Source organism: Microbacterium sp. 1S1 (assembly GCF_008271365.1).
In the GTDB taxonomy this organism is placed as follows: domain Bacteria; phylum Actinomycetota; class Actinomycetes; order Actinomycetales; family Microbacteriaceae; genus Microbacterium.
The window spans coordinates 595,848-609,988 of sequence record NZ_CP043430.1 but is presented as its reverse complement, the minus strand read 5'-3'; the positions used below and the strand labels follow the sequence as shown (position 1 = coordinate 609,988).

The 14,141-nt window shown below is 71.5% G+C and carries 15 protein-coding genes; 9 read left to right on the top strand and 6 right to left on the bottom strand.

All coding sequences use genetic code 11. The annotated features are described in order from the left end of the window. The first annotated feature begins 34 nt into the window (after nucleotides 1–34). Both pyrE and FY549_RS03135 read left to right on the top strand, forming a co-directional pair. Entirely contained in the window at nucleotides 35–595 is a 561-nt protein-coding gene (gene pyrE / locus FY549_RS03140; protein ID WP_149083793.1) for an orotate phosphoribosyltransferase, read from the top strand. After that, complete coding sequence (locus FY549_RS03135) at nucleotides 592–1,494, top strand: ROK family protein (protein ID WP_149083792.1); 903 nt, start codon at nucleotides 592–594, stop codon at nucleotides 1,492–1,494. Before pyrE ends, FY549_RS03135 begins: the two co-directional genes overlap by 4 nt. A gap of 8 nt (nucleotides 1,495–1,502) precedes the next feature. Here FY549_RS03135 and FY549_RS16430 read toward each other — a convergent pair whose 3' ends face one another. The 3 genes from FY549_RS16430 to FY549_RS03120 are packed head-to-tail and all read right to left on the bottom strand — an operon-like array spanning nucleotide 1,503 to nucleotide 4,106. Next, on the bottom strand, nucleotides 1,503–2,063 hold the full coding sequence (locus FY549_RS16430) for an apolipoprotein A1/A4/E family protein (RefSeq protein ID WP_200838633.1): 561 nt from the start codon (nucleotides 2,061–2,063) through the stop codon (nucleotides 1,503–1,505). Next, on the bottom strand, nucleotides 2,060–3,202 hold the full coding sequence (locus FY549_RS03125) for an MFS transporter (RefSeq protein ID WP_149083791.1): 1,143 nt from the start codon (nucleotides 3,200–3,202) through the stop codon (nucleotides 2,060–2,062). The genes FY549_RS16430 and FY549_RS03125 overlap by 4 nt, the downstream gene beginning before the upstream one ends. A gap of 1 nt (nucleotide 3,203) precedes the next feature. After that, complete coding sequence (locus tag FY549_RS03120) at nucleotides 3,204–4,106, bottom strand: MurR/RpiR family transcriptional regulator (protein ID WP_149083790.1); 903 nt, start codon at nucleotides 4,104–4,106, stop codon at nucleotides 3,204–3,206. 165 nt (nucleotides 4,107–4,271) lie between these two features. On the opposite strand from FY549_RS03120, the gene FY549_RS03115 reads away from it, so the two are divergent. The 7 genes from FY549_RS03115 to FY549_RS03085 all read left to right on the top strand — a co-directional run bounded on the left by FY549_RS03115 (nucleotide 4,272) and on the right by FY549_RS03085 (nucleotide 12,573). After that, on the top strand, nucleotides 4,272–5,822 hold the full coding sequence (locus FY549_RS03115) for an ABC transporter substrate-binding protein (RefSeq protein WP_149083789.1): 1,551 nt from the start codon (nucleotides 4,272–4,274) through the stop codon (nucleotides 5,820–5,822). A gap of 67 nt (nucleotides 5,823–5,889) precedes the next feature. Continuing rightward, the gene (locus FY549_RS03110) at nucleotides 5,890–6,861 is read left to right on the top strand and encodes an ABC transporter permease (RefSeq protein WP_149083788.1); all 972 of its coding nucleotides are present in this window, start codon (nucleotides 5,890–5,892) and stop codon (nucleotides 6,859–6,861) included. After that, a complete protein-coding gene (locus FY549_RS03105; RefSeq protein WP_149083787.1) occupies nucleotides 6,858–7,745 on the top strand; it encodes an ABC transporter permease in 888 nt (295 codons plus the stop codon). Before FY549_RS03110 ends, FY549_RS03105 begins: the two co-directional genes overlap by 4 nt. Next, the gene (gene murQ, locus FY549_RS03100; protein WP_149083786.1) at nucleotides 7,742–8,647 is read left to right on the top strand and encodes an N-acetylmuramic acid 6-phosphate etherase; all 906 of its coding nucleotides are present in this window, start codon (nucleotides 7,742–7,744) and stop codon (nucleotides 8,645–8,647) included. The genes FY549_RS03105 and murQ overlap by 4 nt, the downstream gene beginning before the upstream one ends. Next, nucleotides 8,647–9,837 carry an anhydro-N-acetylmuramic acid kinase gene (locus tag FY549_RS03095; protein ID WP_149083785.1) on the top strand — a complete coding sequence of 397 codons (1,191 nt, stop codon included), beginning with the start codon at nucleotides 8,647–8,649 and terminating at the stop codon, nucleotides 9,835–9,837. The genes murQ and FY549_RS03095 overlap by 1 nt, the downstream gene beginning before the upstream one ends. A gap of 28 nt (nucleotides 9,838–9,865) precedes the next feature. Further along, nucleotides 9,866–10,945: a serine hydrolase domain-containing protein gene (locus FY549_RS03090; RefSeq protein WP_159463154.1), complete on the top strand. Its 1,080-nt coding sequence runs from the start codon at nucleotides 9,866–9,868 to the stop codon at nucleotides 10,943–10,945. Continuing rightward, nucleotides 10,942–12,573 carry an ABC transporter ATP-binding protein gene (locus tag FY549_RS03085; RefSeq protein WP_149083783.1) on the top strand — a complete coding sequence of 544 codons (1,632 nt, stop codon included), beginning with the start codon at nucleotides 10,942–10,944 and terminating at the stop codon, nucleotides 12,571–12,573. The genes FY549_RS03090 and FY549_RS03085 overlap by 4 nt, the downstream gene beginning before the upstream one ends. Before the next feature lie 22 nt (nucleotides 12,574–12,595). On the opposite strand, the gene FY549_RS16425 is transcribed toward FY549_RS03085, so the two are convergent. Genes FY549_RS16425 through FY549_RS03075 form a run of 3 tightly spaced genes read right to left on the bottom strand, consistent with a single transcriptional unit; the run spans nucleotide 12,596 to nucleotide 14,137 of the window. Further along, nucleotides 12,596–12,760 (bottom strand): hypothetical protein, encoded by a 165-nt coding sequence (locus tag FY549_RS16425; protein WP_187614912.1) that lies wholly within the window; start codon nucleotides 12,758–12,760, stop codon nucleotides 12,596–12,598. Further along, nucleotides 12,757–13,326 (bottom strand): YdeI/OmpD-associated family protein, encoded by a 570-nt coding sequence (locus FY549_RS03080; RefSeq protein WP_149083782.1) that lies wholly within the window; start codon nucleotides 13,324–13,326, stop codon nucleotides 12,757–12,759. The genes FY549_RS16425 and FY549_RS03080 overlap by 4 nt, the downstream gene beginning before the upstream one ends. Before the next feature lies 1 nt (nucleotide 13,327). Continuing rightward, nucleotides 13,328–14,137 carry an HAD-IIA family hydrolase gene (locus tag FY549_RS03075; protein ID WP_025104898.1) on the bottom strand — a complete coding sequence of 270 codons (810 nt, stop codon included), beginning with the start codon at nucleotides 14,135–14,137 and terminating at the stop codon, nucleotides 13,328–13,330. Nucleotides 14,138–14,141 lie beyond the last annotated feature (4 nt).

The following is a 14,141-nucleotide window of genomic DNA, read 5'->3' as shown; positions in this document are numbered from 1 at the left end:
TCCAGCCTAGGGTGTGCCTCCTACACTGGATGCCGTGACCGCACTCGACGCAGACCGCCAGACCCTCCTCGCCCTCATCACGGACGAGGCGGTGTTCCACGGCGACTTCACCCTCTCCAGCGGCAAGAAGGCGACGTACTACGTCGACATGCGCAAGCTCACCCTCGACCACCGCGCCGCCCCGGCGATCGGCCGCATCATGCGCGACCTGATCGCCGATCTCGACGTCGTCGCCGTCGGCGGCCTGACGCTCGGCGCCGACCCGATCGCGAACGCCGTCCTGCACGCCTCGGTCGGCACCGACCGTCCGCTCGACGCGTTCGTCGTGCGCAAGGAGCCGAAGGACCACGGCCGCGGCCGCCAGATCGAGGGTGCCGACGTGAAGGGCAAGCGCGTCGTCGTGCTGGAGGACACCTCGACCACCGGGCAGTCCGCACTCAAGGCCGTCGAGGCGCTGCGCAAGGAAGGCGCGGAGGTCGTGGCGGTCGCGGTGATCGTCGACCGCAAGACCGGCGCGCAGGACGCCATCGAGGCCGAGGGCCTGGAGTGGCGCGCGGCCTTCGACCTCGACGACCTCGGACTCGACCCGCAGTGACCCGCTACGCGCTGGCCGTCGACGTGGGCGGCACGAAGATGGAGGCCGCCCTCGTCGCCGACGACGGCACGCTCGTCCCCGGCAGCCGCGGCCGGCAGCCCACCGGTCGGGAGGCGACGTCCGCGTCGTTGACGGCGGCGGTCGACGCGATCGTGCGGCATGCGCTCGCGGCCCTGCCCGCCGACGCGGAGCTCGTCGGCGCCGGGATCGGCAGTGCGGGTCCCGTGGATCGGACCCGCGGGGAGATCCTGCCGGTGAACATGCCCCTCGCGCGGGGGTTCGGCCTCGTCGATGCGGTCGCCCGTGCGGCCTCGACCGCACTCGGACGGGACGTCCCGGCGGTCCTGGGTCACGACGGCGGCGCGCTCGCGCTCGCGGAGTCGTGGCTCGGGGCGACGCAGGAGGCGGGGGCCTCCCTGTCGATCGTCGTGTCCACCGGCGTCGGCGGCGGGTTCGTCGTGGGCGGTGCGTATGTGCCCGGGGCGAGCGGCAACGCCGGGCACCTCGGACAAGTCCGCCGCGAGGGCGGGCTCACCCTCGAGGAGATCGCCTCCGGGCCCGCCAGCGCCGCCTGGGCGCGGGAGCAGGGCTGGTCCGGCGCGACCGGGGAGGACCTGGCCCGGGATGCCGCGGCCGGTGTCGCCGTCGCCCGCGCGGCGATCGAGCGCTCGGCCCGCGCGGTCGGGGAGGCGCTGGCCGATGCCGCCACCCTCGTCGACCTCGATGTCGTCGCCATCGGCGGCGGCTTCTCGCGGGTGTCGTCGGACTACATCGATCTCGTCCAGCAGGCTCTCACCGCCAGCGCCGTGCACGAGTACTCGCGTCGCACCCGCGTCGTCCGCTCGGGTCTGGGCGATGAGGGGCCGTTGATCGGCGCCGCCGCCCTCGTCCTGCGCTGACGGGAGTGTCAGCTCCCTGACACGAGCAGGTGTCGCGGAGGCCCTTCGAGCCGGGCCACGGCGATCTTCAGATCGGTGACGTCCGCCGCCACCGCATCGATGCGGGCGCCGAGCTTCTCTTCGACGGAGTCGATGCGGGCGCCGAGCTTCTCTTCGACGGAGTCGATGCGGGCGCCGAGTTTCTCTTCGACGGTGTCGATGCGGGCGCCGAGTTTCTCTTCGACGGTGTCGATGCGGGCGCCGAGTTTCTCTTCGACGGTGTCGATGCGGGCGCCGAGCTTCTCTTCGACCGTGTCGATGCGGGCGCCGAGCCGGTGGTCGACGGCGCCGAGACGCTCGTCGATGCGACGGATCATCCACGCCCCTGCCGCGAACAGGCTCGCGCCGAGGGTGAGCACGACGCCGATCGCGCTGACGATGATCGTGAGGGTGTCCGCCGACACGGTGCTCCCTTCCTCGGTGCGGGTGTGGCTTCGACGATACGTGGTCGCCGTGCGGGCGCCGGTCGGAATTCCGGCATCTGTGAAGAGGTTGCGTTCCGGCTCGATGGGGGAGGAAGAGTCGGTCACCCCAGCGCCGGGACGGGGCGCCCGGAGCGCGACGCCACGAGCATCAGCACGGGGATGACCGCGCACAGACCGGCGGACACGAGGAAGGTGACGCTCGACGCCGGGTCGCGCCCGATCAGCAGGGCGAGCGTGGGCACGAACGTGCCGCCGACCGCGCCGCAGGCCACGAGCGCCCCGGTGACCGCGGCGCTGCGGGCCGGATCGAGACGGTCGAGCGCGAGTCCGAGGATGAGTCCGTAGCTCGGGGCCAGCAGGACGACCACCATGGCGAGGATGATCAGCGCCGCGACCGGCTGCTCGCCGAGGAGCACGCCGGCGAGCACCAGGAGGACGGCGGCAGCCCCCGTCGCGGTCGCCAGCAGGGCGAGCGGCGGAACTCCCGCGCGCCGGAGCGCGGCGGCACCGAAGCGGCCGACGGCCATCAGCGCCCAGAAGGCGGAGGTGCCGAGGGCGGCGGTGGCGGGTTCGATCGCGAGCGCCCGCTCCGGGATCACGGCCGACCAGCCCGACAGGACGGTCTCCACGCCGACGTAGAGGGGCAGAGCCAGCGCGAAGGGGAGGAGGACGAGCAGGGAGCGTGCGTCCCGTCGCGCCGGGGCCTCGGTCGGACGGGCGAGAGCGGGATCGCCGGCGAGCACCACGACGGTCGCCAGGGGGACGGTCGCGAGCAGCGCCAGAGCTGGACGGGCGCCGGCCCCGAGCGCCACCACGAGCGGTGTGACGGCGGCGCACACGGCGACCGTGCCCATCAGCGCGCTCAGCACGCCGGTCGCGCTCCCGGTGCTGGCGGCCTTGGCTGCCACGGAGCCGGCGGCCTCGACGAGACCGAACCCGAGCCCCGCGAGCGCGGCGGCCGCGAGGAAGACGCCGGGATCCGCGGCGAGCGCGACGCCGACCACGGCCGCCGCCTGCAGGCTGCTGCCCAGCACGAGCGTCGTCCGAGGCGGGCGGCGCACCAGCAACGGACCCGACAGGAGGACCCCGACGAGGAGACCGGCGAAGAGGGCGGGAACGGCGGCGCTCAGGTCGGAGCCGGTCGCCCGCTCCGCGGAGGGGAGGACAGCGGGGATGAACGCTGCGGTGACGCCGAGGCCGCCGAACGCCGTGAACAGCCCGACGCGGAGCCGGCCCGCGGTCATCTCACGCCCCGCCCGCGCGCACGTGGTGCACGGCGGCGAAGGTGTCACGCAGCGCTTCCATCGAACGGTCGTAATTGGACTGCGCGACCCCGATGAAGATGCAGTCGACGACCATGAGCTGCGCGATCCGGCTGCCCAGCGCGCCGGAACGGAAGCCCGTCTCGCGCGCCGCGGTCGTCAGCACGATGTCGGCCTGTCCGGCGAGAGGGGATCCGGCGTGGTTGGTGATGGCGATGGTCGTCGCGCCGGCCCGGCGCGCGAGCAGGAGGAACTCGATGGTGTCGGTCGTGGCGCCCGTGTGCGAGACGGCGATGGCGACGTTCCCCGGCCCGAGGGTGGCCGCCGAGGTCCAGGCCGCGTGCGGATCGGACCACTCCAGCGCCGTCCGCCCGATGCGGGTGAGCTTGCGCTGCAGATCGAGTCCGACGATGGAGCTCGCCCCCACGCCGAAGATGTCGACGCGGGTCGAGGAGGTGATCGCCTCGACGGTGGCACGCAGCGACTCGGTGTCGAGCACCTTGGCGGTGTCGGCGAGCGAGAGCGTCTCCGCGAGGGACACCTTCGCGACGATGTCGGCCAGCGTGTCGTTGCGGTCGATGTCGCCGGAGACCGCCGGGAGGGCGGCGGTGTCGAACGTCTCGCGCTCGACCTCGCGCAGCACGTGGTTGCGCAGCTCGCGCACGTGCTCGTAGCCGAGGCGCTTGCAGAACCGGACGACGGAGGTGGTCGACGTGTCGCAGCGGTGCGCGAGTTCGGCGACCGAGAGTCCGGCGGTCCCGGCGGGATCGGCGAGGAAGAGATCGGCGATGCGCTGCTCGCTCGGGCGGAGCTCGGGGCGCAGGGCGCGCATGCGCACCAGCACGGGGTGGGCGCCGGCGTCGTCGCGGGCGGCGTCGTGGGGCATGGGGTCTCCGATCGGTGTTCATAACACTAGAGGAACTTCTGTTACATGCGCAGGTGCTTTCGTGTACTTTTGGTACTCACCCAGACCGACGGTGTTCGCGGGGCATCAGGCAGCACCGCCTGATCCGAGCCAGGGCGACGCGGTCCCAGCCAGGAGGAAACAGCAATGAGCACAGCACGGTGGGCGTCTCTCGGCGCCCTCACCGCCACGGGCGTCGCCGCGGCGCTCGTCATCACCGGGTGTTCCGCGCCGGCATCGAACCCGTCCGAGGGGGGATCGAATGCCTCCGGCGGCGACCTCGTCATCGGCGTCACCAGCGATCCCGACACGCTCTTCCCGTGGAAGGCCACGCAGTTCCAGGCGGTCAACGTCCTGCAGAACCTGTACGGCACGCTGACGGAGTTCGACGAGGAGCTCAACGTCGTCCCCGGCCTCGCCGAATCCTGGGACGTCTCGGATGACGGCCTCACGGTCACCTTCCACCTCCGCGAGGGGGTGACGTTCGCGGACGGCAGCGCCTTCGACTCGGCCGACGTGAAGTACTCGCTCGACGCGATCGCCGACGAGGCGACCGCCGCCGTGGCCGCGAGCTCGCTCGCCTCGGTCGCCGCGGTCGAGGCCACCGACGAGAGCACCGTCACCCTCACCCTCAGCGCCCCCGACGCCGCGCTGCCCGCGAACCTCGCCGTCATCAACATGGCGATGCTCTCGTCGGACGACACCGAGGAGGCGCTCAACACCACCCCGAACGGTACCGGACCGTTCGTGCTGGAGGACCGCTCGCCGAGCCAGTCGCTCACGCTGGCCAAGAACGACGACTACTGGGGAGACACCGCCCTGCTCGACTCCGTCGAGTTCCGCGTGATCCCGGACGAGTCCTCCATCGTCTCGGCGATGCAGTCCGGCAACGTGCAGCTCGCCGTGTTCGACGACCCGCTCGTCGCGCAGACCGCCGAGGGCGCCAACGTCGAGGTCGCGACCACGCCGCAGCTCAGCTACCACGCCCTGCAGCTCAACGCCACGCGCGGCGATCTCGCCGACGTGAACGTGCGCCTCGCGATGCAGTGCGCGATCGACCGCCAGGAAGTGCTCGACACCGCCGCGCTGGGCGAGGGCGAGGTCACCGGTCCGATCACCTCTCCCGCGTTCAAGTCGGACCCCGAGGCGCGTCCGTGCCCGGAGCGCGACCTCGACAAGGCCGCCGAGTACCTGAAGAAGGCCGGCAAGGAGGACGGCGTCACCGTCAAGACGATCGTGTCGCAGGGCGAGTACGCCACCTCCGTCAACGAGGCGCAGAACCTCAAGGCGCAGCTCGCCGACGCGAACATCACCCTCGACCTCGAAGTGCTCGAGTCCGGCGCGTTCGTGGATCGCTGGATCGCGGCCGACTTCGACGCGGCAGTCGCCCTCAACGGCGGACGCCCCGACCCCGACGGCATGTACGGCCGCTACTTCACCAGCACAGGCAACCTGAACCAGGTCGCGGGGTACTCCTCGCCCGAGCTCGATGCGCTGTTCGCCGAGGGTCGCGAGACGGCCGACCCCGAGAAGCGCAAGGAGATCTACGCGCAGGTCTCCGAGAACCTCGAGGACAACGCCGCCTGGATCTGGCTCTTCACCAGCTACACCTACACCGCCACGGCCTCGACCGTCGACGGCTTCACCCCGATGGCGAACGGCTCGCTGCAGTACCTGCGAACCACCTCCCTCCAGTAGCGGAACGAGGGGGCGCGGACGCCCGCGCCCCCTCGGCTCCCCGACGACAGGCACCTCTCCCACGCGCATGTTCAGACAGCTCCTCCGCAACAGCGTGCTGCGACGCATCCTCGCAGCCCTCGGCACCCTCTTCGGCGTCGCCGTCTTCGTCTTCCTGATGCTCCGCGCCATCCCCGGCGACCAGATCAGCTCCGGTCTCGGCACCGAGGCGGCCGCCCTCACGCCGGCGCAGCGCGAGGCGCTGGAGGCCTACTACGGCCTCGACCAGCCGCTCGTCGTGCAGTTCTTCTCGTGGCTGGGCAACATCTTCACCGGCAACCTCGGCTTCTCCTCCCGGGCGCAGACCAGCGTGCTCGACCTCACCGCGGCCGCGCTGCCCGTCACCTTCGAGCTCGCGATCTTCTCGATCGTCATCGCGCTCGCCATCGGCATCCCGCTCGGCATGCTGTCCGCCTCGAAGCCCGACTCTTTCCGTGACGGCGTCGGTCAGGTCGTCGGCCTCGCCGGCCTCTCCATCCCCGCGTTCCTGCTCGGCACGGCGCTGCTCGCGATCCTCGCGCAGTCGCTCGGCTTCAACCCCAACGGTCAGGGCTACGCGCGGCTCTTCGACGACCCGTTGCTGAACCTCCAGCAGATGCTCCTGCCGTCGATCGTCCTCGGCTTCGGCATCGCCGCGCCGATCATGCGCACCACCCGCACGGCGGTGCTGGAGATCCGAGCGAACGATTTCATCCGCACCGCGAAGGCCAAGGGCGTGCCGCCTCGCCGCCTCCAGGTGCGCCACGTGCTGGGCAACGCCCTCGTGCCGATCGTCACCATGACCGGTCTGCAGTTCGGCTACCTGCTGGGTGGCGCGGTCGTGGTGGAGCAGATCTTCTCCCTGCCCGGCATCGGCCGCCAGGTGCTGCTCGGCATCCAGCAGAAGGAGTATGCGCTCGTGCAGAGCACCGTCCTGGTGATCGCCCTCGCCTTCGTCATCGTCAACCTGCTCACCGACCTGCTCTACCGGGTCATCGACCCCCGGGTGCGTGCCGCATGACCGACATCTCTCAGACCCCGGCCCTCGCCCCCGGCAGTGGGCGCACCATGGAGCGCGTGCGGCTTCTGCTGCGCAGCCGCAGCGGACTCGCGGGCATCGTCATCGTCGCGCTGCTCGCGGTGCTCAGCCTCGTCTCGGCGTTCGGCCTCCTCCCGTTCGACCCGCTCGCCCAGGATCCGCCCTCGCGCCTGCAGCCGCCGTCCGCGATGCACTGGTTCGGGACCGACCAGTTCGGTCGTGACGTGTTCTCCCGTGTGGCCGCCGGTGTCGCCAACTCGGCCCTCATCTCCGTCGTCGCCGTGGCGTTCGCGACCGTGGTCGGCACCGTGTGCGGACTGATCGCGGGGTTCTACCGCGGCATCTCCGACGGAGCGATCACGGCCGTGACGAACGTGCTCTTCGCGTTCCCGCCGCTGCTGCTCGCCCTGTCGCTCGCGTCGGTGTTCGACCGCAACTGGTTCACCATCGCGGTGGCCATCGCGATCGTCTACGTGCCGATCTTCATCCGCGTGACCCGTGGCCCCGTGCTCTCGCTCCGGGAGGTGGAGTACGTCAAGGCGGCCAAGAGCACCGGTCAGGCGCGGATGGCGACCATGTTCCGCCATGTGCTGCCGAACATCACGTCGATCATCATCGTGCAGGTCACCCTGTCGCTCTCGTGGGCGGTGCTCACGGAGGCCTCGCTGAGCTTCCTCGGACTCGGCACCCCGCCGCCCGCGCCGTCGCTCGGGTCGATGATCTTCGAGGCGCGCACCCTCGTGACCATCGCCCCGTGGACGATGATCGCGCCCGGGGTGATCGTCGTGCTGCTCGTCGTCGGGCTCAACCTCCTCGGCGACGGACTGCGTGACAGCCTCGACCCGCGAAACCGGGGCAAGCGATGATCGCGGAGGACCTGGGCTCCCTCGCCACCGAGGCGAGCGACCCCCGGTACGCCCGGCTCGACCGGATGAGTGTGGCGGAACTCGCGCAGACCATGAACGAGGCAGACGCCACCGTGCCCGCGGCCGTGCAGCGCGCGCTGCCGCAGATCGTCCCGGCGATCGAGCAGACCGCGGAACGCATGGCTCAGGGCGGCCGCCTCGTCTACGTGGGCGCCGGCACCCCTGGTCGCATCGGCGTGCTCGACGCCTCCGAGTGCCCGCCGACCTTCAGCACTCCGCCGGAGCTCGTGTTCGCGATCATGGCCGGGGGGCCCGGCGCGATCGTGAACCCGGTCGAGGGTGCGGAGGACGACGCTGCGGCCGGAGCCGCCGCGATCGACGAGGCCGGCATCGGTCCGCTCGACACCGTGATCGGCATCGCGTCCAGCGGCCGTACGCCGTATGTGGTGGCGGCGGTGCGCAGGGCGCGCGAGCGCGGGGCGCTCAGCATCGGCCTGTCCTGCAACACGGGCACCGTGCTCAGCGAGACCGCGGAGCACGGCATCGAGGTCGAGGTCGGCCCCGAGGTGCTCGCCGGCTCCACGCGCCTCAAGTCCGGCACGGCGCAGAAGCTCGTCCTGAACATGTTCTCGACCATCGCGATGGTGAGGAACGGCAAGGCCTACGGCAACCTGATGGTCGACGTGAAGGCCACGAACCACAAGCTCCGCGAGCGCGCGATCCGCATGGTGCGGACGATCGCCGACGTCGATCGCGACACGGCGGCCGCCGCGCTGGAGAGCGCCGGGTGGGACGTGAAGCTCGCCACGATCATGATCCGCCGCGGGGAGGACTTCGCCGCGGCCACCGACCGACTCGCGGCGGCCGACGGCCGTCTGCGTACCGCACTGGAGGAGAACTGATGCGCGTCCTGGGACTGATCTCCGGCACCTCGCACGACGGCATCGACGCGGCCGTCGTCGACTTCGCCACGAACGGCGGCTTCACGGCTCACGGCGTCGATCTCCGTGGCACGGTGCTCGCGTCCACGAGCGTCCCGTACGCCCCCGAGCTGCGGGCGCGCCTCATCGCCGCGCTCCCGCCGGCGCAGACCACCCTGGCCGAGGTGGCCGAGCTCGACACCCTCATCGGTCAGGCGTTCGCGGACGTCGCGGCGGGCATCGCGGCGGAGGTGGGCGGCGTCGACGCCGTGTGCTCGCACGGCCAGACCGTCTACCACTGGGTCGACGGCGCCCACGCGCTCGGAACCCTGCAGATCGGGCAGCCGGCGTGGATCGCAGAGAAGGTCGGTGTCCCCGTCGTCTCGGACATCCGCATCCGCGACATCACCGCGGGCGGACACGGCGCGCCGCTCGTGTCGTTCCTCGACGAGCTGCTGCTCCGGGGTCGCGCCGGTGTCTCGGCGGCCCTGAACCTCGGCGGCATCTCGAACATGACCGTCGTGCGCCCGGACGGCCTCGTCGCGTACGACATCGGCCCCGCGAACGCCCTGGTCGACGCGGTCATCGTCGAGCATGGCCTCAACCCCCTGGGCTATGACGAGGATGCGGCGATCGCCCGTACCGGACGGGTCGACGAGGAGCTGCTCGACGCCATGCTCGCCGACCCCTACTACGCGCTCACCCCACCGAAGAGCACGGGCAAGGAGCACTTCCACCTCGCCTACGTGCAAGAGCACCTGGCGGCGCAGGGGCGCGAGATCCCGGTCGCCGACGTCGTGCGCACGCTCACGGAACTCACCGTCCGCACGGTCGCCCGCGACGTCGAGGCCGCCGGGATCGGCTTCCTCGCGGTGTCCGGCGGCGGTTGCCGCAACCCGCTGCTCCTGGACGGTCTCCGCGCAGCACTGCCGCAGACCGAGGTCGTCCTGGCCGACGAGCTCGGCGCCCCCGCCGACAGCAAGGAGGCCATCCTCCTCGCCCTCATCGGCTGGTCGACCCTGCACGGGGTCCCCGCCATCGTCCCCGGCGGGACGGGCGCGCGCGAACCGCGGATCCTCGGCACGATCACCCCCGGCGTCGGCCCGCTGCAGATGCCGGAGCCGGTCGCGGCCATCGATACCCTCACGCTCACGGAGGCGGCGGGATCGTGAGCGGTCACGGAGCACGGAGGGCCGGGGTGTGAGCGCCGCGCAGGCCGTCGCCGCGGTCCTCTCCGGAGCGACCGCGCCGCGCGCCGTCGCCGCGGGTGTCACGACCCGGGACGGCCGCGACGTCGCGGTGGGCGGATTCGCGGACCTCGCCGGCACCCCGGTCAGGCGCGACACCGCGTTCGACCTGGCGTCGGTGTCGAAGGTCGCCGCGACCACCACGGCCCTGTTGCGCCTGGTGAGCAGGGGCGACCTCCGCGTCGACGACCCGGTCGACCGCTTCCTCCCGGGCACCGCGTGCCCGCCGGGCACCACCGTGCGCCACCTGCTGCAACACCGCGCCGGGCTGTGGGAGTGGCAGCCGCTGTACCTCGACCCGACCCACGCGGATGCCGCGGCGACCGTCGACGCGCTGCCGCTGCGCTACGGCCTCGACGAGGGTCGGCACTACTCCGACCTCGGCTTCATCCTGCTCGGACGCCTCATCGCCCAGGTGACCGGGGTGCCGCTCGACGCCGCCGTGCGCGAGCTCGTGACCGCACCGCTCGGTCTCGACCACACGGGCTACGGTCCGGTCGGCGCGCCCGTGGCCTCGTCCGGCATCGGGGACGCGGCGGAGCGGCGCATGGTCGCGACCGGCGAGCCCTACCCGATCCTCACGTCGCGGCGGCACTTCCCGTGGCGCGAGCACGAGATCGCCGGCGCCGTGAACGACGGCAACTGCTTCCACGCGCTGGGCGGCGTCTCCGGTCACGCGGGGCTGTTCGGCACGGTCGACGACCTGCTCACGCTCGGCTCCGCCCTGGCCGACGCCGAGCAGCACACCGACCTGTGGCACCCGGACGCGGTCGCCGACGTGTTCCGCGACGGCCCCGACCCCGGGCAGGCCCTCGGCTGGCGTAGCGACACGGTCGCGCTCGCCGGGCAGCCCACCCGGATGCTGTGGCACCCCGGCTACACCGGCTGCGCGCTCGGCCTGTTCCCCGGCACCGGCACCGCAGCCGTGCTGCTGAGCACCCGCCTGCTGGCCGCCGAGATCGCCCCGACCGAGACCCTCTGGCGCGCAGCGCTGCCCGCACTCCTGGACCATGAAGGAACGAGTACCCCATGAGCACCACCCCGCCCGTGCTGAGCATCGACGGCCTCGCGGTCGCCTTCCGGACCGGCTCGGAACTGGTCACCGCGATCAGCGACGTCTCGATCGAGATCGCAGCCGGCGAGACGGTCGCCGTGGTCGTCGAATCCGGCTCGGGGAAGTCCACCACGGCGGCCGCGGTCAACCGCCTGCTGCCCGAGAACGGCGTCATCACGGCGGGCAGCATCCGCTTCGACGGCCGCGAGCTCAGTGACCTCCCCGAGAACGCGATGGTCTCCCTCCGCGGGGCCGGCATCGGCCTCGTCCCGCAGGATCCGATGTCGAACCTCAACCCGCTCATGCGCGTCGGGGAGCAGATCGGGGAGGCGCTCGAGGTGCACGGCCACACCAGCGGAGACGCGACGAAAGCCCGGGTGGTCGAGCTGCTGGAGATGGTGGGGATCGCCGACGCCGCCCGACGGGCCACGCAGTATCCGCACGAGTTCTCCGGCGGGATGCGCCAGCGGGTGCTCATCGCGATGGGGCTCGCGTGCAAGCCGCGGCTGCTCATCGCCGACGAGCCCACCTCCGCGCTCGACGTCACGGTGCAGCGCCGGATCCTCGATCAGCTCGACCGGCTGACCGACGAGCTCGGCACCGCGGTGTTCCTCATCACGCACGACCTCGCCCTCGCGGCCGAGCGTGCCGACCGGATCGTCGTGATGTTCCGCGGCCGTGTCGTGGAGGAGGGCACCTCGTCGGAGGTCCTCGGGAACCCGCAGCACGAGTACACCCGTCAGCTGCTCGCCGCCGCGCCGAGTCTCGCGTCCCGCCGTGACCTGGTGCCGTCGCGCGGGGTCGCCTCCGATGCGGTGCCCTTCGTCGAGATCCGCGACCTGCGCAAGGAGTTCCCGCTCCGCAACGCGAAGGCGGGTGAGCCGCAGAGCTTCACGGCCGTCGACGGGGTCAGCTTCACGATCCGCCGCGGCACGACCGTGTCCATCGTCGGCGAGTCCGGCTCGGGAAAGTCCACCACGGCGAACATGGTGCTCGGCCTGGAGGACGCGACCGCGGGGTCGATCCTCTTCGACGGCACCGACCTCACGACCCTCCGTCGCAAGGAGCTCTTCGCCCTGCGCCGCCGCGTACAGCCCGTCTTCCAGAACCCCTACGCGTCGCTCGACCCGCGTTACACGGTGGAGCAGTCGATCGCCGAGCCGCTGCGCGTGCACCGGATCGGCACCGCGTCCTCCCGGCACGCCCGTGTCCAGGAGCTTCTGGAGCAGGTCGCACTCCCGGGGGCGATGGCCGAGCGGCTGCCGCATGAACTCTCCGGCGGGCAGCGGCAGCGCGTGGCGATCGCGCGCGCTCTGGCGCTGGAGCCGGAGCTCGTGGTGCTGGACGAGGCGGTCTCCGCGCTCGACGTGCTGGTGCAGGCGCAGATCCTCGACCTCCTCGCCGACCTGCAGAAGCGCCTCGGACTCAGCTATCTCTTCATCAGCCACGACCTCGCAGTGGTGCGGATGATCTCCGACGAGGTGCACGTCATGCAGCGCGGTGTCGTCGTCGAGAGCGGCACGCCGGAGAGCATCTTCGACGCCCCGCAGCACCCCTACACGCGGGAGCTGCTCGCGGCGATCCCCGGGGCCTCGCTGGCTTCCTGACGACTCCGGACGACTGCCGGCCTCAGCGTCGGCGGTCGTCGTCGTCCCAGGGGCCCTCCCACCAGCCGGCCCGGCCGTCCTCCTCGCCGCCGCGGCGGCGGGAGCGCACGAACTGCACGACGAAGACCGTCAGTGACGTGAGCGTGATGAGGATCAGGACGAGGAACAGCAGGTCGCTCTGGTTCACGGGCGTCTCCCCTCCGCGGCATCCGCCACGAGTTTCGCGATGCGGGCGGCCTTCGTTTCCGGGCGCTTCGCCATCGCGATGTGCGTGAGTCCGAACTTCTTGACCGACTTCGGGAACGCGTCCCAGTTCGCCCTCGCTACGGGCACGGCGTCGAGGGCGGCCGTCAGCTCGGGGGGTTCGATGCCCGCTTCCGGGCCGTCGAGCACGGTCCACGAGCCGTTCGCCTTCGCCCTCTCCAGTGCCCTGATGCCGGCGGGAGCGAGGAGCCCCGCCGCCTCGAGCTCCGCGATGCGCGCCTTGTTCGTCGCCGCCCAGCCGCTCCCCGGCCGTCGCGGCGAGAACCACTGCCCGTTCGTGTCCTCGTCGAATGTGCGTACGGGGCCGTCGATCCACCCGAAGCACAGCGCTTGCCGCACGGCGTCCTCGTAGCCGACGCCGGTGGCGGAGCGCCCTCGCACGCTCAGCAGCCAGACGCCCGCCGTGCGTTCGTGGTTCGCCTCGAGCCAGGCGCGCCATTCCGCGGCATCCGCAGCGGTGACGCGCTCGCCGTCGTCGAGGGCGCCCACGTCAGTCCTCGTCGAGGGTCGGGATCGAGTCGGTGATCGTCGGCAGGAGATCGGCGACCGAGTCGACGATCTCGTCCGGGCGGAAGGGATACTGCTCGATGATCCGCTGGTCGCTGATACCGGTGAGGACGAGCACCGTGTGCAGGCCCGCCTCGATGCCGGCGACGATGTCCGTGTCCATCCGGTCGCCGATCATGCCGGTCTTCTTCGAGTGTGCGCCGATCTTGTTCAGGGCGGAGCGGAACATCATCGGGTTGGGCTTGCCGACCACGTACGGCTCCTTGCCCGTGGCCTTCGTGATGAGGGCGGCGATCGCACCCGTGGCAGGCAGCACCCCGTCGGCGCTCGGTCCGGTGGCATCCGGGTTCGTCACGATGAAGCGCGAGCCGTTGATGATGTGGCGGATGGCCTTCGTGATGGCTTCGAACGAGTAGTTGCGGGTCTCGCCGACGACGACGAAGTCGGGATTCGTCTCCGTCATGATGAAGCCGGCCTCGTGCAGCGCGGTGAGGATGCCGGCCTCGCCGATGACGAACGCAGAGCCTCCCGGGAGCTGCTGGGCGAGGAAGTCGGCGGTCGCGAGTGCCGAGGTCCAGATGCGCTCCTCCGGCACGATCAGGCCGCTCGCGCGGAGGCGGGCCGAGAGGTCGCGCGCGGTGAAGATCGAGTTGTTGGTGAGAACGAGGTAGGGGATCTCATTGCGCTCCCACCCGGCGAGGAGTTCGGATGCCCCGGGGATGGCATCGTTCTCGTGGACGAGCACGCCGTCCATGTCGGTGAGCCAGCATTCGATGTCGTCGCGGTGTGCCATGTGC